Origin of the sequence: Streptococcus sp. 20925_1_77, from assembly GCF_041432125.1 — a bacterium.
Classification (GTDB): domain Bacteria; phylum Bacillota; class Bacilli; order Lactobacillales; family Streptococcaceae; genus Streptococcus.
The window spans coordinates 52,860-73,071 of record NZ_JAPVZB010000004.1; the positions used below are offsets into that span (position 1 = coordinate 52,860).

General features: G+C 41.6%; 19 protein-coding genes. 14 read left to right on the forward strand and 5 right to left on the reverse strand.

The features are described 5' to 3' along the window. The 6 genes from O3626_RS03765 (at position 1) to ileS (ending at position 6,254) form a co-directional block, all read left to right on the forward strand. Positions 1 to 669: a YggS family pyridoxal phosphate-dependent enzyme gene (locus O3626_RS03765; RefSeq protein ID WP_003005959.1), complete on the forward strand. Its 669-nt coding sequence runs from the start codon at positions 1 to 3 to the stop codon at positions 667 to 669. 9 nt (positions 670 to 678) lie between these two features. Then, on the forward strand, positions 679 to 1,308 hold the full coding sequence (locus O3626_RS03770) for a cell division protein SepF (protein ID WP_195487003.1): 630 nt from the start codon (positions 679 to 681) through the stop codon (positions 1,306 to 1,308). 1 nt (position 1,309) lies between these two features. Further along, positions 1,310 to 1,573 carry a YggT family protein gene (locus O3626_RS03775; protein ID WP_371495365.1) on the forward strand — a complete coding sequence of 88 codons (264 nt, stop codon included), beginning with the start codon at positions 1,310 to 1,312 and terminating at the stop codon, positions 1,571 to 1,573. A gap of 6 nt (positions 1,574 to 1,579) precedes the next feature. Continuing rightward, entirely contained in the window at positions 1,580 to 2,371 is a 792-nt protein-coding gene (locus O3626_RS03780; RefSeq protein ID WP_371495367.1) for an RNA-binding protein, read from the forward strand. Between the two features lie 9 nt (positions 2,372 to 2,380). Continuing rightward, positions 2,381 to 3,208: a DivIVA domain-containing protein gene (locus O3626_RS03785; RefSeq protein ID WP_371495369.1), complete on the forward strand. Its 828-nt coding sequence runs from the start codon at positions 2,381 to 2,383 to the stop codon at positions 3,206 to 3,208. Between the two features lie 253 nt (positions 3,209 to 3,461). Further along, positions 3,462 to 6,254, forward strand: coding sequence for an isoleucine--tRNA ligase (gene ileS, locus O3626_RS03790; RefSeq protein ID WP_371495371.1), 2,793 nt, complete (start codon positions 3,462 to 3,464; stop codon positions 6,252 to 6,254). A gap of 253 nt (positions 6,255 to 6,507) precedes the next feature. On the opposite strand, the gene O3626_RS03795 is transcribed toward ileS, so the two are convergent. Together O3626_RS03795 and O3626_RS03800 are read right to left on the reverse strand one after the other, a co-directional pair. Beyond that, on the reverse strand, positions 6,508 to 6,810 hold the full coding sequence (locus O3626_RS03795; protein WP_003012157.1) for a DUF1827 family protein: 303 nt from the start codon (positions 6,808 to 6,810) through the stop codon (positions 6,508 to 6,510). Between the two features lie 67 nt (positions 6,811 to 6,877). Beyond that, complete coding sequence (locus O3626_RS03800) at positions 6,878 to 7,327, reverse strand: NUDIX hydrolase (RefSeq protein ID WP_003017597.1); 450 nt, start codon at positions 7,325 to 7,327, stop codon at positions 6,878 to 6,880. Between the two features lie 177 nt (positions 7,328 to 7,504). Between O3626_RS03800 and O3626_RS03805 the strand changes: the two genes are divergently transcribed. Beyond that, positions 7,505 to 8,407, forward strand: coding sequence for a YafY family protein (locus tag O3626_RS03805; RefSeq protein WP_049518653.1), 903 nt, complete (start codon positions 7,505 to 7,507; stop codon positions 8,405 to 8,407). Positions 8,408 to 8,461: 54 nt separating this feature from the next. Continuing rightward, entirely contained in the window at positions 8,462 to 9,076 is a 615-nt protein-coding gene (locus O3626_RS03810) for a GyrI-like domain-containing protein (RefSeq protein WP_049518652.1), read from the forward strand. Positions 9,077 to 9,124: 48 nt separating this feature from the next. Here the strand turns inward: O3626_RS03810 and O3626_RS03815 are convergent, their stop codons facing one another. Continuing rightward, a complete protein-coding gene (locus O3626_RS03815) occupies positions 9,125 to 11,389 on the reverse strand; it encodes an AAA family ATPase (protein WP_371495373.1) in 2,265 nt (754 codons plus the stop codon). Positions 11,390 to 11,637: 248 nt separating this feature from the next. On the opposite strand from O3626_RS03815, the gene O3626_RS03820 reads away from it, so the two are divergent. From O3626_RS03820 to O3626_RS03840, 5 genes are all read left to right on the forward strand, one after another. Then, complete coding sequence (locus O3626_RS03820; protein ID WP_003005989.1) at positions 11,638 to 11,868, forward strand: DUF1797 family protein; 231 nt, start codon at positions 11,638 to 11,640, stop codon at positions 11,866 to 11,868. Between the two features lie 165 nt (positions 11,869 to 12,033). Beyond that, positions 12,034 to 12,888: a bifunctional methylenetetrahydrofolate dehydrogenase/methenyltetrahydrofolate cyclohydrolase gene (locus O3626_RS03825; protein WP_371495375.1), complete on the forward strand. Its 855-nt coding sequence runs from the start codon at positions 12,034 to 12,036 to the stop codon at positions 12,886 to 12,888. 13 nt (positions 12,889 to 12,901) lie between these two features. Continuing rightward, positions 12,902 to 13,675, forward strand: coding sequence for an HAD-IIB family hydrolase (locus tag O3626_RS03830; protein WP_347089919.1), 774 nt, complete (start codon positions 12,902 to 12,904; stop codon positions 13,673 to 13,675). Positions 13,676 to 13,727: 52 nt separating this feature from the next. Continuing rightward, positions 13,728 to 14,603, forward strand: a complete 876-nt coding sequence (locus tag O3626_RS03835) for an NAD(P)H-hydrate dehydratase (protein ID WP_371495377.1) — start codon at positions 13,728 to 13,730, stop codon at positions 14,601 to 14,603. 9 nt (positions 14,604 to 14,612) lie between these two features. After that, positions 14,613 to 16,067, forward strand: a complete 1,455-nt coding sequence (locus O3626_RS03840; RefSeq protein WP_371495379.1) for a glycoside hydrolase family 32 protein — start codon at positions 14,613 to 14,615, stop codon at positions 16,065 to 16,067. 57 nt (positions 16,068 to 16,124) lie between these two features. On the opposite strand, the gene O3626_RS03845 is transcribed toward O3626_RS03840, so the two are convergent. Together O3626_RS03845 and O3626_RS03850 are read right to left on the reverse strand one after the other, a co-directional pair. Beyond that, a complete protein-coding gene (locus O3626_RS03845) occupies positions 16,125 to 17,399 on the reverse strand; it encodes a 2-hydroxycarboxylate transporter family protein (RefSeq protein ID WP_371495381.1) in 1,275 nt (424 codons plus the stop codon). Positions 17,400 to 17,420: 21 nt separating this feature from the next. Further along, positions 17,421 to 19,043, reverse strand: a complete 1,623-nt coding sequence (locus tag O3626_RS03850; protein ID WP_195311577.1) for a malolactic enzyme — start codon at positions 19,041 to 19,043, stop codon at positions 17,421 to 17,423. 171 nt (positions 19,044 to 19,214) lie between these two features. Between O3626_RS03850 and O3626_RS03855 the strand changes: the two genes are divergently transcribed. Continuing rightward, positions 19,215 to 20,099 (forward strand): LysR family transcriptional regulator, encoded by an 885-nt coding sequence (locus O3626_RS03855; protein ID WP_371495383.1) that lies wholly within the window; start codon positions 19,215 to 19,217, stop codon positions 20,097 to 20,099. Positions 20,100 to 20,212 lie beyond the last annotated feature (113 nt).

Genomic DNA, 20,212 nt, shown 5'->3' on the forward strand with positions numbered 1-20,212 from the left:
ATGAATCTGGTAGAGAATGCTGATCTTGTACGGCAACAAGTAGAAACAGCAAGAAACAAAGCTAACCGCCAAGATCAAGTTAATGTGATAGCTGTCACCAAGTATGTAGATGTTGCAACAACAGAAGCACTGGTAAAAACAGGTATCCAACATATCGGTGAAAATCGTGTCGATAAATTTCTAGAAAAGTATCAAGCTCTAAACGGGTATGACCTCACTTGGCACTTGATTGGGAGCCTCCAACGGCGGAAAGTAAAAGACGTGATCAATCTCGTCGATTACTTTCATGCCTTGGATTCGGTGAAGCTGGCTCAAGAAATTCAAAAGCGAGCAGAACACCCAATCAAGTGTTTCCTCCAAGTGAACATTTCTGGTGAAGAAAGTAAGCATGGATTTGCACCCGATGAACTGGATGATGTTTTAGCGGAAATCGCACAGCTGGACAAAATTGAAATTGTTGGTTTAATGACGATGGCTCCTTTTGAGGCTAGTCAAGAAGAGTTGCAGGATATTTTTTCAAAAACTCACCAACTTCAGAAACAACTAGAAAAGAAACAATTAAAAAATATGCCTTTTTCAGAACTAAGTATGGGTATGAGTCGTGACTTTGAAGTAGCCATTGCGAACGGAGCGACTTATGTAAGAATTGGGACATCATTTTTTAAATAGGAAAGAACTATGTCATTAAAAGATAAATTTAACAACTTTATTGACTACTTCACAGAAGACGGTGAAGAAGTAGAAGTTCGCGAGGCAAAAGCAGCTGGGGCGGAAACACAACCAGTTCCACAGCCACAGCCGACTCCTCAAGTGACTTCTCCACGTCCACAGATTAGTCAAAGAGAACCAGTAAAACCAAAACCGACTCCTGTCGCACCTGTTACGACTCCAGTGTCTACAGCGGCAGTGAAGGAACCTGTTTCAACAACGAAAAATACATCTGAAAATATTACTCGCTTGCATGAACGTCAACGTGAATTGGCTGCTAATCGTGCGAATACAGATGAAAAGATTACCATTGATGTACGCTATCCCCGCAAATACGAGGAAGCGACTGAAATTGTTGATCTATTACTATCTAATGAGAGTATCTTGATTGACTTCCAATATATGACTGAAGTACAAGCACGTCGTTGTTTAGATTATTTGGATGGGGCTCGTTATGTTTTAGCAGGAAATCTTCGTCGTGTTGCAAGTACCATGTACTTGTTGACTCCGATTAATGTAGTTGTTAACGTTGAAGATATTCGCCTTCCAAATGATGTGGAAGTAACAGAATTTGACTACGATATGAAACGTAATCGTTAAGATGGTTATTTTTCAATATCTATCAAATATCATTCAAATCTATTCCATCATTCTAGTCATCTATGCCTTGCTTGCTTGGTTCCCTGGGGCGCCTCAGAGTACTCTCGGACAAATGGTTCACCGCCTAGTTGAACCATTTTTGAGCCTTTTTAGAAAGTTACCCTTGCAGTTTGGGGGCTTGGATTTTACAGTTCTAGTAGCACTTTTGGTCTTGAACTTGATGAATCAGTTATTAGCCCGCTTGTTCCTATTTTTGATTGGATAGAATACGATGGGACAGACAGAGATTTACCAACATTTCAATCGCGAAGATCACGAATTCATTGATCGTTGTATTGAATTGTCTGAAAGAGTGGTGGAACGCTATTCTGTTGAGGTGACAGGTTTTTTAAACCCTCATCAGGTCGCTATTTTACGAAATGTTGCGGCAAGCTATCAATTACAGGTCTTTGCTTCCAGTGATGAGCAGAAAATGGAGTATGCCAAGGTCATTGTGGCTCCGGATTATTATCAATTAGACCCAAGTGACTTTGATCTGTCCTTAATAGAGATGGTCTATGCTTCCAAATTTCATCACTTGACCCATTCCCAGGTTCTGGGGACCATTGTTCACCAATTAGGAGTGGAGCGCAAGTCTTTTGGAGATATTCTAACGAGTGAAGGAAAGATCCAAGTATTTGTTGAACAGCGTTTTGTTCCCTATTTCATGGATCACATCCAGAAAATTTCTCGTGTGCCTGTTAAGCTTAGGGAAGTTCCTCTTTCTGAACAGATTGTTGTAGAGGAAGAAAGCCAGCAACGAGATATTCTCGTGTCAAGTTTTCGGTTAGACAAGGTGATTGCTGGGACCTTTAGGCTTTCGCGCTCACAAGCCAGTCAGTTGATTAGTTCTGGCTTGGTGAAAGTTAATTATGCGACAACTTCCAATGTTAGCTATACTGTAGGTTTGAATGATTTAGTCAGTGTCCGACGCTTTGGGCGTCTTAAAATTGTTTCTGAAAATGGTATTTCAAAGAGTGGAAAATATAAAGTAACTGTTGAAGTACTCTTAAGTAAAAAATGAGGAGGAGTTATGGCTCTTACTGCTTTAGAAATTAAAGATAAAACTTTTGGCGTTAAATTTAGAGGATATGATGCGAACGAAGTAGAAGAATTTCTAGATATCGTTGTTCGCGATTATGAAGATCTTGTTCGTTTAAATCATGATCAAGAAGCAAAAATTCAAGCTCTTGAAGAACGCTTAAACTATTTTGATGAAATGAAAGACTCATTGAGTCAATCTGTTTTGATTGCACAAGATACTGCTGAACGTGTCAAACAAGCAGCTAACGAACGTTCTGAAAATATTGTTCGTCAAGCTGAACAAGATGCACAGCATTTAGTAGATGAAGCAAAACAAAAAGCAAATGAAATCCTTCGTCATGCAACGGATAACGCCAAGAAGGTTGCCGTTGAAACAGAGGAGTTGAAGAACAAGACACGCGTCTTCCATCAACGTTTGAAATCAACAATCGAAAGCCAATTGAGCATTATCGATACGCCTGAATGGGATGAAATTCTTCGCCCAACAGCTATGTATATTCAAACAAGTGATGAAGCTTTCCGTGAAATTGTTGAGAAAGCTTTGGGTGAATCTGTTCACCATCATCATGCAGAAGATGAGAACATTGATTTGACTCGTCAATTTTCTCCAGCTGAAATCGAAGAATTGCAAAAACGTATTGAAGCAGCTAACTTAGAATTGGGTGCGACACAAGCGTTTGAAGGTTTGAATGAAAAAGTTCAATCCGCTTTAGAAGAAGCAGAGCACGCTCGTCATGAAAATGAGGAAGTTGTTTCGGTTGAAGAAACTGTTCAACCTGAAGATGATGCAAATCGTGAATCTGTCAATATTTTATAATTTTGTAAAAACAGGTCCATTAATGATAGGTCTAGCGAGCAGATGATGGTGGAAGATCTGCACTCCCTCTTAATGGATGATCCTTTTACAGTATTCGTTCTGAATCATTGAGTAAGAACGGACGTTTCCCTCGTTACGGGATGAGAGGAGAAGGTCGCTTGCGACTTCTCGAACAAAGGTGGTACCACGAGCAATCGTCCTTTTTAGGATGCTCGTGTTTTTTTTATAGCTTTTAAATCAATAAGGAGACACAATGAAACTCAAAGAAACATTGAATCTTGGAAAAACAGCTTTTCCAATGCGGGCTGGGCTTCCAACGAAAGAACCAGTTTGGCAAAAAGAATGGGAAGATGCAAAATTGTATCAACGCCGTCAAGAGTTGAATGAAGGAAAACCGCATTTTACGCTTCATGATGGCCCTCCCTATGCTAACGGAAATATTCACGTAGGACATGCCATGAACAAGATCTCAAAAGATATCATTGTTCGTTCTAAGTCTATGTCAGGATTTTACGCCCCTTATATTCCAGGTTGGGATACCCATGGTTTGCCAATTGAGCAAGTCTTGGCTAAACAAGGCGTGAAACGCAAAGAAATGGACTTGGTTGAGTACTTGAAACTCTGTCGAGAATATGCGCTTTCTCAAGTAGATAAACAACGCGAAGACTTCAAACGCTTGGGTGTTTCAGGTGATTGGGATCATCCTTATGTCACCTTGACGCCTGACTATGAAGCAGCGCAAATCCGAGTCTTTGGTGAAATGGCCAATAAAGGCTATATCTATCGTGGAGCGAAGCCAGTTTACTGGTCTTGGTCTTCTGAATCAGCCCTTGCTGAAGCAGAGATTGAATACCATGATTTGGTATCAACTTCTCTTTACTATGCTAACAAAGTTAAAGATGGTAAGGGTGTCCTAGATACAGATACCTACATCGTTGTTTGGACAACAACTCCATTTACGGTTACAGCTTCTCGTGGATTGACAGTAGGTGCAGACTTTGATTATGTCGTAGTGAAACCTGCTGGATCTGATCGTAAGTATGTCGTAGCGTCTGAGCTTTTGCCAAGCCTTTCTGAAAAATTCGGTTGGGAGAATGTTGAAGTCCTTGCTACTTACCAAGGGAAAGAATTGAACCATATCGTTACAGAACACCCATGGGATACGGAAGTTGATGAATTGGTGATCCTTGGTGAGCATGTAACCCTTGATTCAGGTACTGGTATTGTCCATACGGCTCCTGGTTTTGGTGAGGATGACTACAATGTAGGGATTGCAAATGGCCTCGAAGTAGCCGTTACGGTTAACGAACGCGGTATTATGATGGAGAATGCTGGTCCTGATTTTGCAGGTCAGTTCTACGACAAGGTTGTACCAACGGTTATTGAGAAACTTGGCGATTTACTTCTTGCTCAAGAAGAAATCTCTCACTCCTACCCATTTGACTGGCGGACGAAAAAACCAATCATCTGGCGTGCCGTGCCACAATGGTTTGCTTCTGTATCTAAATTCCGCCAAGAAATCTTAGACGAAATTGAAAAAGTCAAGTTCCACTCAGAATGGGGTAAAGTCCGTCTTTACAACATGATTCGTGACCGTGGTGATTGGGTGATTTCTCGTCAACGTGCTTGGGGTGTGCCACTTCCAATCTTCTATGCAGAAGATGGCACATCAATCATGACAGCTGAAACCATCGAGCATGTAGCTCAACTCTTTGAAGAACATGGTTCCATCATCTGGTGGGAACGTGATGCTAAAGACCTCTTGCCAGAAGGATTTACCCATCCAGGTTCGCCAAACGGTGAGTTCAAGAAAGAAACAGACATCATGGATGTATGGTTCGACTCTGGTTCATCATGGAATGGTGTCGTAGTTAACCGTCCAGAACTTAAATATCCAGCAGATCTTTATCTTGAAGGTTCAGACCAATACCGTGGTTGGTTCAACTCATCTCTCATCACCTCTGTGGCTAATCATGGTGTTGCACCATACAAACAAATCTTGTCGCAAGGTTTTGCCTTGGACGGTAAAGGTGAGAAGATGTCTAAATCTCTTGGGAATACCATTGCTCCAAGTGATGTTGAAAAGCAATTTGGTGCTGAAATCTTGCGTCTCTGGGTGACTAGTGTAGACTCAAGCAACGATGTGCGTATCTCAATGGATATCTTGAGCCAAGTCTCTGAAACTTATCGTAAGATCCGTAACACGCTTCGTTTCTTGATTGCTAACACATCTGACTTTAACCCAGCTGAGGATGCAGTCGCTTACGAAGAACTTCGTTCTGTTGATAAGTACATGACCATCCGCTTTAACCAACTTGTTAAGACTATTCGTGACGCTTATGAAAACTTCGAATTCTTGACGATTTATAAGACTTTGGTTAACTTTATCAATGTTGATCTGTCAGCCTTCTACCTTGATTTTGCTAAAGATGTTGTTTACATCGAAGGTGCTAAATCACTTGAACGCCGTCAAATGCAAACAGTTTTCTATGATATCCTTGTGAAAATCACGAAACTCTTGACGCCAATTCTTCCTCACACTGCTGAAGAAATCTGGTCTTATCTTGAGTTTGAAGCGGAAGACTTCGTTCAATTGTCAGAATTGCCAGAAGCAGAAACGTTTGCCAACCAAGAAGAAATCTTGGATACCTGGTCAGCTTTCATGGACTTCCGTGGTCAAGCTCAAAAAGCCTTGGAAGAAGCGCGGAATGAGAAAGTGATTGGTAAATCACTTGAAGCTCATTTGACTGTTTATCCAAATGAAGTTGTGAAAACACTTCTTGGAGCTGTTGATAGCAATGTTGCTCAACTCTTGATTGTTTCCGAGTTGACCATCGAAGAAGGACCAGCTCCAGAAGGTGCAGTGACTTTTGAAGATGTAGCCTTCACGGTTGAACGTGCAGCTGGTGAAGTTTGTGACCGTTGCCGTCGCATCGATCCAACAACTACTGAACGTCACTACCACGCAACCATCTGTGATCACTGTGCAAGCATCGTCGAAGAGAACTTTGCGGACGCAGTCGCAGAAGGATTTGAAGCTAAATAAAAGACATTAAGAGAGTGGGACAGAAATCGGTAATTCGTTAGAATTCGATTTCGTCGTCCCACCTCCGCACAGTTGAGTAGGGCTGTAAAAGCTGATGAAATCAGCGTAGTAGAGCCCACTCAACCACTGCGTCTTGCTCGACAATCCAAAAATAATTGAGAGGCTAGGACTTTTGTCCCAGCCTCTTTTTAATGGCTAGAATGGTGTATAGATTCATGTATTAAGGAAATAAAAAAAGTAAGGCAAATTGGCCTTACTTTGTAATTGGAAAGGAAATTTCAATTAGTTTATCGGAGTAGAGGGTTTTAATAGCGGATTGGTCAATAATTTGAAGATCAATCTTACGTTTTAAAAAGAACTCACGAATTTTTTCTACTTCAGTTTCACGAATAGCTCGGTGTTTGTTGCTGATCAACAATTCATAGTGTGTTGGGGCTTGTGTAAAAACAACGTCTGTATTGCCCGCGGAATAAACCTCAACAAGCAAGGCGTCAGTGCTAGCAAGTTGACTTTTGACCAGTGCAGCATGACTATTGGTGGTATTAATGAGCTTCATATGAGTTCCTCCTAACCTCTATCTTCATTTATTATAGCACTTTTTTATTTTTTGTGAAAGAGTTCCTTTATCTTTTGTGGGTATTTTTCCACTGTTCAATGCCCCATTTATGACTGCCACGTTTGAGTTTTTCAATAGCTTCTTCTACAGGAAACCAAGCAAGATTGTTAAAATCTTCCAGTGGTTTTTGAGCCTCTGTATAGTCTACCACTTCATAAATATAGGCAGGATTGTAGTAGTAGGTGTCGCGATGACTGGAATAGAAATACTCATCTGCTTGGCCATAGTATTGCCCTAAAATAGCAGTAAAGCCTAATTCTTCGATCAGTTCCCGTTTCAGAGCTTGCAAGTGATCTTCACCTGCCTCGATTTCCCCACCTGGTAAGAACCAGGCTCCATTAGGAGCTTGAACGAGGATGATCTGATCCTTGTCCTTATTGGGAATAACAGCGTAGACACCATAGCGATTGACGTAGGTCACATCTTGTTTTTTTTCTCCAAATGTAGGATTTGTCATTGAATTTTCCTCATTATCTAGTATCTTTATTATTATCATAATGGACGAGGTGAAAGCTGTCAAGAATAAACTGCCGAACTTGTGTAAAAGTAGCTACTTTGTCTGAAGTATAAATTTGTTTAGTTAAACACTCCTATCAAATTAGTTTAATTGATATAATAAAAGGGAGGTGATTTTATGGCTGAATCAAGACTATTTCGTATTTTATACATACTTTTAGAAAATGGGAGAATAACCGCTCCTGAACTTGCTCGATTATTTGAAGTCTCAGTACGTACAATTTATCGTGATATTGAGAGATTAAGCATAGCAGGTATTCCTCTTTATTCTGTTCCTGGAAAGGCTGGAGGGACCTTTTTAATGGAAGACTTCGTTCTTGATCGCACCCTTGTATCAGAGGAGGAAAAAATAAAACTTTTATCTGCTTTACAAGGTCTCCAGACTTTGACAGAAGATAAACAAGATTTTTTACTGACAAAATTGGAATCTATTTTTAAAGTTTCAGCTAAATCTTGGTTAGAAGTCGACTTAACAGATTGGAGGAAACGAAAAGGGCAAAAAGATCTCTTTGATACAATTAAACAAGCTATCTTAGATAAAAGACGACTTTCGATTACTTATCTGAGTGGAAATGGTCAGAAAATGATTCGTACAGTTGAGCCTTTTAAACTAGTATTTAAAAAAAGAGACTGGTATCTTCATGCTTATTGTTGTTCAAAAGAAGATTGGCGTTTTTTTAAATTATCTAGGATTAATGACTATCAACTACTGGAAGAAACAATTAACCAAAAAAATGTGATTGAACCTATTGATACTTCAATTAAGATGGAAAATCTAATGGAAGTATCATTGAAGTTTAGTCAAAAGCTCGCTTTTAGAGTTTATGAAGACTTTTTAGAAGAAGAGATTTTTCAGTGTGAGGATGGATGTTTATATGTTAAAACCCAATTGCCAGAGCACGAGAGTATTTATACTTACTTATTGTCTTATTTAGATGGGGTAGAGATTATTGAACCGGATCATCTGAGAAGATCAATGATTTCAAGATTAGAAAAAATACAAAAGATTTATAAACCTTGACAAAAGATGTCAGGGTTTTAATGCTAGAATTGAGATAGAAAGGAGATAGGTCAAATGAAATATGAATGGAGAAAAATAGAGAAAGTTCTCTATCAAATCAAGGATAAGCCCACTATCCTGCAAGTACCTTCTAAATCCTATATCATAATTGACGGCAAAGGGGATCCAAATGAAGAAGATTTTTCTCAACGAGTGAGCGCCTTATATGCGTTAGCATATGCTATAAAGATGAAGTATAAAAAGTCTCCTCTGGATCAAGACTACATGGATTTTACCGTTTTTCCATTAGAAGGCTTATGGAAACAGGAGAATGAAGGGAAACTTGTTAAAAGTGAACTGTCTTATAGTATTATGATTGGTCAACCCAATTTTATTACGACTGACCTGTTTGATAAAGCTTTGGAAGAGGTTAAAATTAAGAAACCCAATCAGCTCTATGATGCTATTCGTTTTGAAGAACTAGAAGAAGGCTACAGTCTTGCCATGCTTCATGTAGGACCTTTTGATACAGAAAATCAGACTTTTGATGAAATGGAGCGTTTTTGCAAACTCCATAAACTTAAAAGAATTTCGAAAGTTCATCGTGAGATTTATCTAAACAATCTCCATCGAACAGATCCATATAAATTAAAAACAATTCTTCGTTATCAGATTCAAGAAGAGAATTAAAAAGAACAGGAAATAAGACTTCCTGTTCTTTTTATAAAACTAGAAAATTTAGTCTTCCTTTTCAGAAGTGTTCTTTTCTGCTTTTTTAGTAGCTTTGATGCTAATATTCCCATTGCTGGTCATGACTGCTTTGAGTTGTTTTTCACTTGGATGTTCTAGGTAATAATCGGTAATAGCATCTTCGATATGGTCTTGGATGGTACGACGGAGTGGGCGGGCCCCCATTTTTGGATCGTATCCCAGATCGACCAATTTTTCTTTGACCTTCTCTGTCACATCCAGATGAATCTCATTTTGTGCGAGACGTTGATTGACTTCATCGAGCATGAGGGTAACGATTTGAAGAAGGTTTTCTTTTGATAGAGGTTGGAATTCAATGATGCCATCAAAACGGTTCATGAATTCAGGGCTAAAGAAGTTCCCGAGTTCTCCAAGTACGGAGTTGGTCCGACCTTCGCGAGCAGCTCCAAAACCAACATTGGCCTCAGCTTTGCCGGTTCCAGCGTTAGAGGTCATGATGATAATGGTATCTTTAAAGCTGACGGTACGGCCTTGACCATCTGTCAAACGGCCATCATCCAAGACTTGCAAGAACATGTGCATGACATCTGGATGGGCTTTTTCCACTTCATCCAACAACACGAGGGAGTATGGATTGCGACGGACTTTTTCAGTTAGTTGTCCAGCTTCATCGTAGCCAACATAGCCCGGAGGAGCTCCGACTAGTTTCGCTACGCTATGTTTTTCCATGTATTCGCTCATATCAAAGCGTATCATATTGTCTGCAGAGCCAAAGAGCTCGATCGCTAATTGTTTAGACAACTCGGTCTTTCCGACACCAGTTGGTCCGACAAAGAGGAAGCTTCCGATCGGACGGTTAGGCGATCCTAGGCCGACACGATTGCGTCGAATGGCTTTTGCAATTTTATCTACTGCATCATCTTGACCGATTACATGAGCTTTCAAATCAGAAGCCAGATTGATCAATTGAGACTGTTCTTTTTCTTTCAAATCGCCAACAGGAATATTAGTCTTTTGTTCAACGATGTGTTCAATCGTTTTTTCACTGATGACAGGGGTCTCCTGATCAGTGACATGTTGACCTTGCATTTCCTTGTATTTCGCGATTTGGTCACGGAAGTAGGCTGCTTTTTCAAAGTCTTCTTCGCGGGTTGCTTGAGCTTTGAGGTTTTCAGCTTCAATCAAGCGCTGATCAATCACTTTTGGATCCACAAAGTTCAGAGTCAGGTTCATTTTAGAACCGGCTTCATCCAACAAATCAATGGCCTTGTCTGGCAGGAAGCGATCTTGGATGTAGCGGTTTGAAAGAATAGCTGCTGCTTCGATAGCTCCGTCTGTATAGTGGACGTGGTGGTAGTCTTCGTATTTTTTCTGGATACCCTTGAGGATGGTGATGGTTTCTTCAACCGTTGGTTCATCGACCTTAACGGGCTGCATCCGACGTTCCAAGGCCGCATCTTTTTCAATGATACGGTATTCATTGAGGGTAGTAGCACCGACTAATTGGAGTTCACCGCGCGCTAAGGCTGGTTTGAGGATATTTCCAGCGTCCATATTGCCTTCGCCAGCTGATCCTGCACCAACAATTTCATGGATTTCGTCGATGAACAGAATAACATCTTCGCGTTGACGAATTTCATCCATTAATTTTTGCATGCGTTCTTCGAATTGACCACGAATGCCTGTGCCCTGAACGAGGCTCACGACATCTAGGCGGATGACTTCTTTTCCTTGCAATTTATGTGGAACGTCGCCATCGACGATTTTTTGAGCCAGGCCTTCCACAACGGCAGTTTTTCCGACCCCAGGTTCTCCGATCAGAACCGGATTGTTCTTGGTTCGACGGTTGAGAATTTCGATGACACGGATAATTTCTTCATCACGGCCGATGACAGGGTCAATATCCCCTTTGCGGGCAATTTCTGTGACATTGATACCGAATTCTTCTAATAGTCCTTTAGGCTTTTGAGAGCGAGCTTGACGTGGGTCTTGACCGCCACTACGGTTATTGTTTTGGCCGTAGCCACCACCTCCATAACTGCCTCCGGATTGAGTTGGAGGGGTTTGAGGTTCTTGTGGACTTTGGAAGTTTCCAAGGTTATTGAAGAAATCTTCGAAGGGATCTCCAGTCAGTTGGCTCCGTTGGGTCATGCCTTTCAAGAAGCTGTTATTTGGGTCTGTTTTCATAATTTTATAGCAATTTTGACAGAGGTCTACTTGCTGCTGACGTCCATTTACATTTGTATATAAATGGATGGTTGATTCATTTATTTTACAATTTTGACAAAGCATATACATACCTCACAGTAGGTTTTTGATGGTCTTCCATCAAGAGACGAGCCTATTTTTAAAAGGTCAAAAATAGTCAAAGATTTATAGTTTCATTATATCAGTATTCTAGAAGTTTGCAAGAATTTACTACGGAATGTCGCTAAGGATTGAAGAAGAGAGCAAATCAATGGAAAAATGTGAATTTTTATTGGAAGAGCTTTCTCTTTTATGATAAAATAGGAGAGTAGAAAGTAAAGAGGAGAAATAAAATGGAATCACATTTAGTACGGATTATCAACCGTTTGGAGACGATGACAAAAGACGGTGGAAACTTGAAACGTAATTTTGAACGTGACGGTGTTGTTGTCGCTGAAGTAGCCTACAACCACAATGAAGAAGAAGGTTCAACCTTTACACTTCGTGATGTTGAAGCGCGTGAAACCTATACATTTGATAGCATTGATTTAATTGCAATGGAAATTTATGAATTGCTTTACTAAGCAGCTGTGTGGATGAGTTTGGGGTGGTCTCAAGCTCATTTTTTGTCCATCTGGCTATAGTTTTCGTCTATAAGAAATTCTAATTAGGAACAGTTAGGTTTGAGAGTGGAAATCTGCTATAATAGAGAGGACTATTTTCATTACTTGACTAGAAAGAGAATTGATATGACGACACTCATTGATGGGAAGGCGCTCGCTACAAAATTACAGGGTGAGATTGAGAAGAAAACAGCACGATTAAAAGAAGAGACAGGGGTTGTGCCTGGTCTCGTTGTCATCGTGGTAGGAGATAATCCAGCCAGCAAAATCTATGTAAGAAATAAAGAGCGTTCTGCTATTGCGGCAGGCTTTCGGAGTGAAGTGAGACGACTTCCTGAAAGCATCAGCCAAGCTGAATTATTAGAAGTGATCGAACACTACAATCAAGATCCCCTTTGGCATGGGATTTTAGTGCAGTTGCCACTGCCTAAGCATATCGATGCGGATGCAGTCCTTTTAGCCATTGATCCGACAAAAGATGTGGATGGCTTTCATCCATTGAATATGGGACGCTTGTGGGCTGGAAATCCGATTATGGTGCCATCGACTCCCGCTGGTATCATGGAGATGTTCAAAGAGTACGGGATTGATCTAGAAGGGAAGCGAGCAGTCGTGATTGGTCGTTCCAATATCGTTGGAAAACCAATGGCGCAGTTGCTCCTCGCCAAAAATGCGACGGTAACCTTGACCCATTCCCGGACCCATCATCTGCCTAAAATTGCTAGAAGAGCAGATATCTTGGTTGTTGCGATCGGTCGTGCGAAATTTGTAACAGCAGACTTCGTGAAAGAAGGCGCCGTTGTTATTGACGTCGGAATGAATCGCGATGAGAATGGCAAATTGTGTGGGGATGTCGATTTTGACTCTGTTGCACCTTTGGCCAGTCATATTACCCCGGTACCAGGAGGGGTTGGGCCTATGACCGTCACCATGCTGATGGAGCAGACCTACGAAGCAGCTGTTCGTGCGTTAAAAAAATGAAAGTGTGAACAAGATGAAGTTTGTATTTGATTTAGATGGAACCCTGTCATTCGATGGTGTCACAATCGATGATGAAATCAAACAGGTCTTATTGAGAGCAGAAGAATTTGGCCATGAAGTTGCCTTTGCTTCTGCACGTTCTTACCGGGACTGCTTGGGTCTTTTAGGGGATCCATTGAGTCAGCAACTCGTGATAGGCTTAAATGGTGGGCTAGCTTATCGTCAGGGTCAACTGGTTTATGAGGATCAATTGGACAAGGATGTGTATCGAGAAGTCCTTGGTTTTTGTCGCCATTACAATCTACCATTTTTTGTGGATGATACCTTTGATTATAGTGGTCAGATTTTGGAAAAGATTCCTTTTATTGCGAATGTAGATCCCCTCAAAAAAGCCCAGTATCGTTCGTTAGAGGACCTGACGGACCCGATTAAGGTTGTGATCTATATGGGGGGGCATGAGGAGCTGGTAGATGAGATCATCGAGCGAATTGAAAAGACCGATAAGGCCCATATCCGCTATCATGCGCATGAAAAATGCATCTATCTCAATCCAGTAAACACTCATAAAGCGACAACCGTAGAAGAACTCTGTGGAGAAAATTTCGTGGCTTTTGGTAATGATCAAAACGATATTGAGCTCTTTGAAAAAGCTATTTATGCAGTTCAAATTGGCGATTTTCCATCCCTTCAGCCTTACGCTGATGATCAATTGGTAGCCAAACAAAATCAACCACAAGCTGTGGCTGCTAAGATCTTGCAAGTCTTCGCAGAATTTAGAGGAAAATAAAAGAAGGAGTGGGAGTCGTGGCTTCTCCTTTTTCGCTAGAAATGAGGATGGTATGAAAACAGTTCAGAAAGAAGAGATCCAGCGTGTCATTGTGAAGCGAGAGGCGAATTCTTATAAGGGAGATTTTGGTCGCCTGCTCTTGATTGGGGGGACTTACCCCTATGGGGGAGCCATCATTATGGCGGCGCTTGCTGCGGTTCATAGTGGTGCGGGGCTGGTCACTGTCGCAACAGATCCAGATAATCTGACGGCCCTTCATAGCCATCTTCCTGAGGCCATGGGCTTTGATTTGGCAGATCACGAACTCCTTTGTGAGCAACTCCAAAAAGCCAGCGTGATTCTTGTAGGACCGGGCTTAAAGGAAGCAACAGAAATCCAAGCAATCTTGCACATGATTTTTGAGCAAGTCTCTAGCCAGCAGGTCTTGATATTAGATGGAGGAGCTATTAGTCTTTTAGTAGCTTCTCAGTTTGAATTGCCAAATGCTCAGTTGGTCTTTACGCCTCATCAAAAAGAATGGGAAAAACTGTCAGGACTTGATCTAGCAAGCCAGACTGAAGACAAGAGTCGAAGAGCAGTACAGAACTTTCCTCAAGGGACTGTCATTGTAGAAAAAGGGCCTCACACCCGCATTTGGACAAGTGGGCAAGAAGAGGGCTATCAGCTAGATGTTGGTGGTCCCTATCAAGCTACAGGTGGAATGGGGGATACCTTGGCAGGGATGATCGCAGGGTTTGCGGGTCAATTTCCACAAGTTAGTCTCTATGAGCGCGTGGTGGTTGCGACCTATCTTCATTCAGCCATTGCTGAAGACTTGAGCAAGGCGGCTTATGTGGTTCTACCGACGACCATCAGCCAAGAAATCCCCAAATGGATGAAGAAGTGGAGTGACAAAGATCAGGTTACCAGCACTGAAAATAGAAAATAGGTAAAAAAGATGAAGGAAAGCATTCGGAAAGCAAATCAGTATATCGATGAAAACAGGAAGAAGGTTAACCAGCAATATAGAGGAGCATTTCATTTGTTACCTCCAATCGGCTGGATGAACGATCCAAATGGCTTTGTTTATTTCCGTGGGGAATACCATTTGTTTTACCAATTCTATCCCTATGATAGTGTTTGGGGTCTCATGCATTGGGGGCATGCCAAATCAAAAGATCTTCTCCATTGGGAAGAACTGCCAGTAGCTTTAGCACCAAGTGAAAGCTATGATAAGGATGGTTGTTTCTCGGGGAGTGCTATTGTGAAAGATGACAAGCTCTATTTGCTGTATACTGGTCATGTAGACGATGAGGAAAAGCGAGAAGAGACTCAGTGTCTTGCGGTTTCGACAGATGGCATTACCTTTGAAAAGTTGTCTACTAATCCAGTGATCCATGCTCAACATATTGATGGGATCGCAGATATTGCAGATTTTCGTGATCCTAAGGTATTTGAATATCAAGGAAACTATTACGCTGTCGTTGCTTCTAAGACACCGGATGACAGAGGTCAAATTCTCCTATTTGCATCAAGTAATCTAGTAGATTGGACCTTTACATCGGTTCTATTAGAAGGTGAAAAAGGGCAAGGGATTATGTGGGAGTGTCCCGATTTCTTCCCTTTAGATGGCAAATGGGTCTTGATCCTGTCTCCCATTGAAATGGAAAGGCAGCAAGAAAAATACTGGAACTTAAATTCGACGGTTGCCTTTATCGGTGACATGAATTGGGAAACGGGACACTTTCGTGTTGATTCCTATGATGAAATGGATGGCGGTTTGGATTTCTATGCTCCTCAAACTTGTCAAGGACCAAAGGGCGAACGATACATGGTTGCTTGGATGCAAATGTGGCACCGGTCTATCCCCAGTCATGATTTAGCTCATGGGTGGGCAGGTAGTATGACTCTTCCAAGAAAATTGTCTCTGAAAGAGGGACGATTGGTTCAGGAGTTACCTGAGTCAGTGAACGAACACTTTCTTGTAGAGCATGCGTCAGAAACCATTGTTAAGGGCAGTCAGATCGCGATCCCAGCGAGAGGGAAACAAACCTTGTTTGAACTAAATGCCAAACCGGGTCGCTCCTTTATCCTTGGATATGGTGATGAAACTGATCCTGATAGTGTCTTGCAATTGATTTACGACGCCTCTCAAAAACGCTTTAGCTTAAGTCGAGACCAATTTGGGCACCCTATTTCTGGAAAAGAAGATCCAGCATTTCAATCGAGATGGATTCAGTTGGATGCTGAAAAGGATCATCATTTTTCGATCATTCGCGATACCAACTCCATCGAAGTATTCGTGGATGGTAAAACTCTCTCGATGACCTTTTATGAAACGACTGAGAATCCCGTCTATACTCTCACGGCAGATGAAGGGGTCGATTGGGTCGTAAAAACCTATCAAAAATAGGAAATCAATAGCCTCCTAAAGAATAAAAGACAAGTCTTGTGACTTGTCTTTTATTCTTTAAGAGAGGACAGAAGCGAGGAGCCCTCCGAGAATGAGGATGATAGCCCCGCTGAGTCGGTTGGCCATTTGGGCGAAGGCGATCATTTCCATACGATCAGATGCGGAGAGAACAGCGATATTTCCGGTTCCTCCCATGGAGTTATTGATCATACCAGATCCGATAGCAGTCTCGACTGGATACAATCCAACCAGTTTTCCGATCAAAGCAGAAGCAAGCCCCATAGCTAGAACAGATGTCAAGCTTAGGAGAATGAATTGCCAGGTCATCGCCTTAGCGAGAGTTGAAAGGTCAATCAAGGAAAGACCGATCCCAGCTAGGACTGCATGGGTGAGGTTAGTCATAATGACTTGGTTGAACATGACCACACAGTTTTCCAAAGGTTTTGGGACAGCATTGAAAGCTTTCAGGATAAAGACGATGATAATCATGAAGGCATAACTGTGGATTTTTGGAACAAAGGCATTGCAGATGACCCCGAGAAGAAAAATACTAAAGGCAAACATCATCCCAACTCCGATTTGGGTCGGATCAAGGGTGAGTTTTTCTTTCTTCAATTCATCTTTATTGACGGGAATCAAGACACCGTGACCATTGTAAGGACTGTCTGCAAAGACTTTGACGATCAAAACAGCTCCAATGATGGCAAGAATATTACCAAGTGTAGTAGCGGGTGCCAATTGAGAGAAGATGGCTGCTTGGCTTCCGTGGAGATTGGCAGCGTAGATCTTTGAAAGAGGCAGGATTCCAGCTCCCATTCCTCCGACCATTTGTGGAAAGGAAACATAGAGAATCGAATGTCCAAATCCTTGTCCCAAAAGGCTTCCAACGATCCCAACAGAGAGAGCACCAATGACCATGGTGACCAAGGAAACAGGAATAAAGCGAGCGGAAGCTTTTACCAAAAGATTGCGATTCATCCCTAGAATAGCCCCACAAATCAAGGCTGCGATATAAAAATCAAGAAAGCCAAATGAATCTCCCAAGAAGCCCTTGGTGGCTGTGATAATGTTTGCTGGAATAACATGAAAGGTCGCTAGAAGAGTAGCCCCTAGTAAGGTGAAGACAGATCCCCCACCTAGGTAAGAATTCATGATTGGAAGTTTCTCACCGATAAAGTAGAGAAGATGCCCCATGACGACCAAAAGGAGGGTTAGTCCAAGCATATTGAGTGGGAGTTTCCCCATAGCAATCGTCACCGCGAGAACGATGACGATGAATGCATATAGAGGAAGACTGACACCGGAAATGTTGATTTCATTCAATTTTTTCATGGTTGTTCAGTCAGCTCCTTATTAGTATTTAGGATACCATTTAAGATCACGTACAGCTTTTGCCATATCTGTTTCTTTGGCTTGTGCAAGACCTTGTTCTTGGGCTTTCTTAGCAACAGCTTCTGCCACCTTGATAGACACATCAGCCACATATTGGAATGGTGGAAGGACTGGCGCACCTGGTTGGCCTGGATTGACAATACCTGACAATGAATGAGCAGCTGCCCCAATCATTTCATCTGTCAACAATTTGGCTTCAGATGCCAACATACCAAGACCAAGACCTGGGTAGATCAAAGCGTTATTGGCTTGACCGATTTCGTAGTCCACACCTTTGTAGCTGATGGTTCCTGAAGGGACACCGGTAGCGACAAAGGCTTTACCGTCTGACCATTCGATGACTTGTTGGGCTGTTGCTTCCAATTTTTTGGTTGGGTTAGAAATTGGGAAGATAACTGGGCGTTCAGTGTTTTCACACATGGCTTCAACGACTTCTTTAGTGAAGGCACCTGGGTTTGTAGAAGTTCCGACCAAGATCGTTGGTTTTACGGTTTTGATCACTTCAAGAAGGTTGGTCATATCGCCTTTACCTTCGAAGTCAGAACGTTTCTTAGCAAATGGTTTTTGAGCTGGCGTCAAATCTTCCATATCATCAAACAAAAGACCTTGTTTATCGATCATGAAGAAACGTTTGTAAGCTTCTTCTGGAGAAAGACCTTCTGCAACCATTTCAGCGTGAACACGGTCTGCGATACCAGCACCAGCAGAACCACCACCATAGCAAAGGTAAACTTGGTCTGTCAATTTTTCGCCAGTGATATCCATCGCTCCAAAGATACCGCCCAAGACAACAATACCAGTACCTTGAATATCATCGTTGAAAGTTGGAATTTCTGTCTTGTAACGGTTCAAGATATCAGCTGCATTTGAACGACCGAAGTCTTCCCAGTGAAGGTATAATTTAGGGAAAAGTTTTCCAGCTGTTTGAACAAATTGATCGATAAAGGCATCGTACTTTTCACCACGAACACGTTCATGACGGTTTCCAAGATACATTGGATTGTTCAACAATTCTTCACGGTTGGTACCAGCATCGATGACAAGAGGCATAACGCAAGCTGGATCAATTCCGGCTGCAGCCGTGTAGACCATGAGTTTTCCTACAGAAATGTCAACCCCTTGGACACCCCAGTCACCAATACCAAGGATTCCTTCTGCATCAGTTGCAACGATCAAGCGGATATCGCGATCGCCAGCCGCATTTTTCAATGTTTCTTCGATATTTTCTGGGTGGTTAATATCAAGGTAAGCTGCATATTGTGGGTCTACAAAGAGTTCAGAATATTGTTCAATGGTGTCTGCGATCACTGGATCATAGACGATTGGGTTGAACTCAACGATGTGTTGGTTAAAGAGGTAGTAGAAAAGAGTACGGTTTGTATTGAAAATTTCCATCAAGAAAAGACGTTTTTCAAGGTCTGATGGTTTGCGCAAGAAATGTTGGTAAGCTTGTTCAGCTTGTTCTTCGATGCTTTGAACATATGGAGGAAGAAGACCAATTAGTCCAAGTTCTTTACGTTCTTCCATTGTGAAAGCAGTTCCTTTATTAAGGAATGGATTATTTAAAATTTCATGTGATTTCATTGCGAAATACTCCTCATAAATAATTTATCTGTAAGATTTTTCTCACGCAAGCCATTATAGTCTTCTGTGTTTCTTATAGTCAACTTCCCTTATCCTTATAAAAAAATTTTATAAGTAAGACTTTTGTGTTAGAATGAAGGAAACAGAAATTGTAGAAATAGAGGGATGCAGATGAATATCCGGGACTTGGAATATTTTTATCAACTGTCGAAGCTAAAGTCTTATACGGACGTAGCCCATTATTTTCAAGTAAGTCAACCAACTGTGACCTATGCTATCAAGCGATTAGAGGACCACTATGGGGGCCAGTTGGTAGAAAAATCGTCTTCTAATCGTGTTTTGCACCTGACTCAGACGGGGAAGGTTCTAGCCAATCACGCGCGCGAGATTTTAATCGAAATCGAAAAGACGGAAAAAGCCGTTGAACGAAGCAAAAAGAATCTGTTGCGCATTGGGCTACCGCCATTGATCACCAGTGATATCATGAAAAAATTTGGGACGCATGATGAGGAGCTTGAGATTTTTCGTCAATCGCAATTGGTGCAGTTAGGCTCGAGAGACTTGATACGATTGTTGATGCGTGGAGATTTGGACTTTAGTCTACTGGGAAGCTTAGAACCTATTTCACACGCGCATTTGACCAGTCAGCTCTTGTATAAGAAAGAATTTTTTGTGATTGTTTCGAAAGATCATCCACTAGCAGATCGCAAAGAAATTTCTTTTAAGGAGGTCTTAGAGGAGACCTTCATTTTGTTGGATGAACACCATGTGCACATGACTGCTTTTAAACGTTTGAATGCTCGCTTTGACGACTTGGCACAGTCTACTGTTGTCTTGACCGATTTCAACTTGGTTTTGAGTTTCATCGAAGAAAATTTAGGAATTGGCCTCATGACCGATCTGACTCTCTTTCCAGAATATCCAAATCTTGTCAAAATTCCTCTGGTTGAAGAGGAAAAAACAGTCTTCTATATTAGTTATGCCTATCCAAATGAAGGGGAACCCCAAGCACTTCTTAGCTCCTTTATTGAGCGATTAGAGAAGTGTGAAAAATAGGGAAGCTGGTTTAAAATAGACCAGTAGAAAGTGACTTGAATAAAATGAGGTTTGGAGAGAAAGGAAATTCATGATTTCGCTTTGTCTGCCAGCCTTTTTTGGTGTTTTTTGGT

Excerpts from the sequence above, each read along its gene's own strand:
- O3626_RS03775 (WP_371495365.1), top strand. The coding sequence starts at position 1,310 with ATGGTTATTTTTCAATATCTATCAAATATCATTCAAATCTATTCCATC.
- O3626_RS03840 (WP_371495379.1), top strand. The coding sequence starts at position 14,613 with ATGAAGGAAAGCATTCGGAAAGCAAATCAGTATATCGATGAAAACAGG.
- O3626_RS03785 (WP_371495369.1), top strand. The coding sequence starts at position 2,381 with ATGGCTCTTACTGCTTTAGAAATTAAAGATAAAACTTTTGGCGTTAAA.
- O3626_RS03795 (WP_003012157.1), bottom strand. The coding sequence starts at position 6,810 with ATGAAGCTCATTAATACCACCAATAGTCATGCTGCACTGGTCAAAAGT.
- O3626_RS03830 (WP_347089919.1), top strand. The coding sequence starts at position 12,902 with ATGAAGTTTGTATTTGATTTAGATGGAACCCTGTCATTCGATGGTGTC.
- O3626_RS03855 (WP_371495383.1), top strand. The coding sequence starts at position 19,215 with ATGAATATCCGGGACTTGGAATATTTTTATCAACTGTCGAAGCTAAAG.
- O3626_RS03805 (WP_049518653.1), top strand. The coding sequence starts at position 7,505 with ATGGCTGAATCAAGACTATTTCGTATTTTATACATACTTTTAGAAAAT.
- O3626_RS03815 (WP_371495373.1), bottom strand. The coding sequence starts at position 11,389 with ATGCTTTGTCAAAATTGTAAAATAAATGAATCAACCATCCATTTATAT.
- ileS (WP_371495371.1), top strand. The coding sequence starts at position 3,462 with ATGAAACTCAAAGAAACATTGAATCTTGGAAAAACAGCTTTTCCAATG.
- O3626_RS03810 (WP_049518652.1), top strand. The coding sequence starts at position 8,462 with ATGAAATATGAATGGAGAAAAATAGAGAAAGTTCTCTATCAAATCAAG.
- O3626_RS03770 (WP_195487003.1), top strand. The coding sequence starts at position 679 with ATGTCATTAAAAGATAAATTTAACAACTTTATTGACTACTTCACAGAA.
- O3626_RS03845 (WP_371495381.1), bottom strand. The coding sequence starts at position 17,399 with ATGAAAAAATTGAATGAAATCAACATTTCCGGTGTCAGTCTTCCTCTA.
- O3626_RS03765 (WP_003005959.1), top strand. The coding sequence starts at position 1 with ATGAATCTGGTAGAGAATGCTGATCTTGTACGGCAACAAGTAGAAACA.
- O3626_RS03820 (WP_003005989.1), top strand. The coding sequence starts at position 11,638 with ATGGAATCACATTTAGTACGGATTATCAACCGTTTGGAGACGATGACA.
- O3626_RS03780 (WP_371495367.1), top strand. The coding sequence starts at position 1,580 with ATGGGACAGACAGAGATTTACCAACATTTCAATCGCGAAGATCACGAA.
- O3626_RS03825 (WP_371495375.1), top strand. The coding sequence starts at position 12,034 with ATGACGACACTCATTGATGGGAAGGCGCTCGCTACAAAATTACAGGGT.
- O3626_RS03800 (WP_003017597.1), bottom strand. The coding sequence starts at position 7,327 with ATGACAAATCCTACATTTGGAGAAAAAAAACAAGATGTGACCTACGTC.
- O3626_RS03850 (WP_195311577.1), bottom strand. The coding sequence starts at position 19,043 with ATGAAATCACATGAAATTTTAAATAATCCATTCCTTAATAAAGGAACT.
- O3626_RS03835 (WP_371495377.1), top strand. The coding sequence starts at position 13,728 with ATGAAAACAGTTCAGAAAGAAGAGATCCAGCGTGTCATTGTGAAGCGA.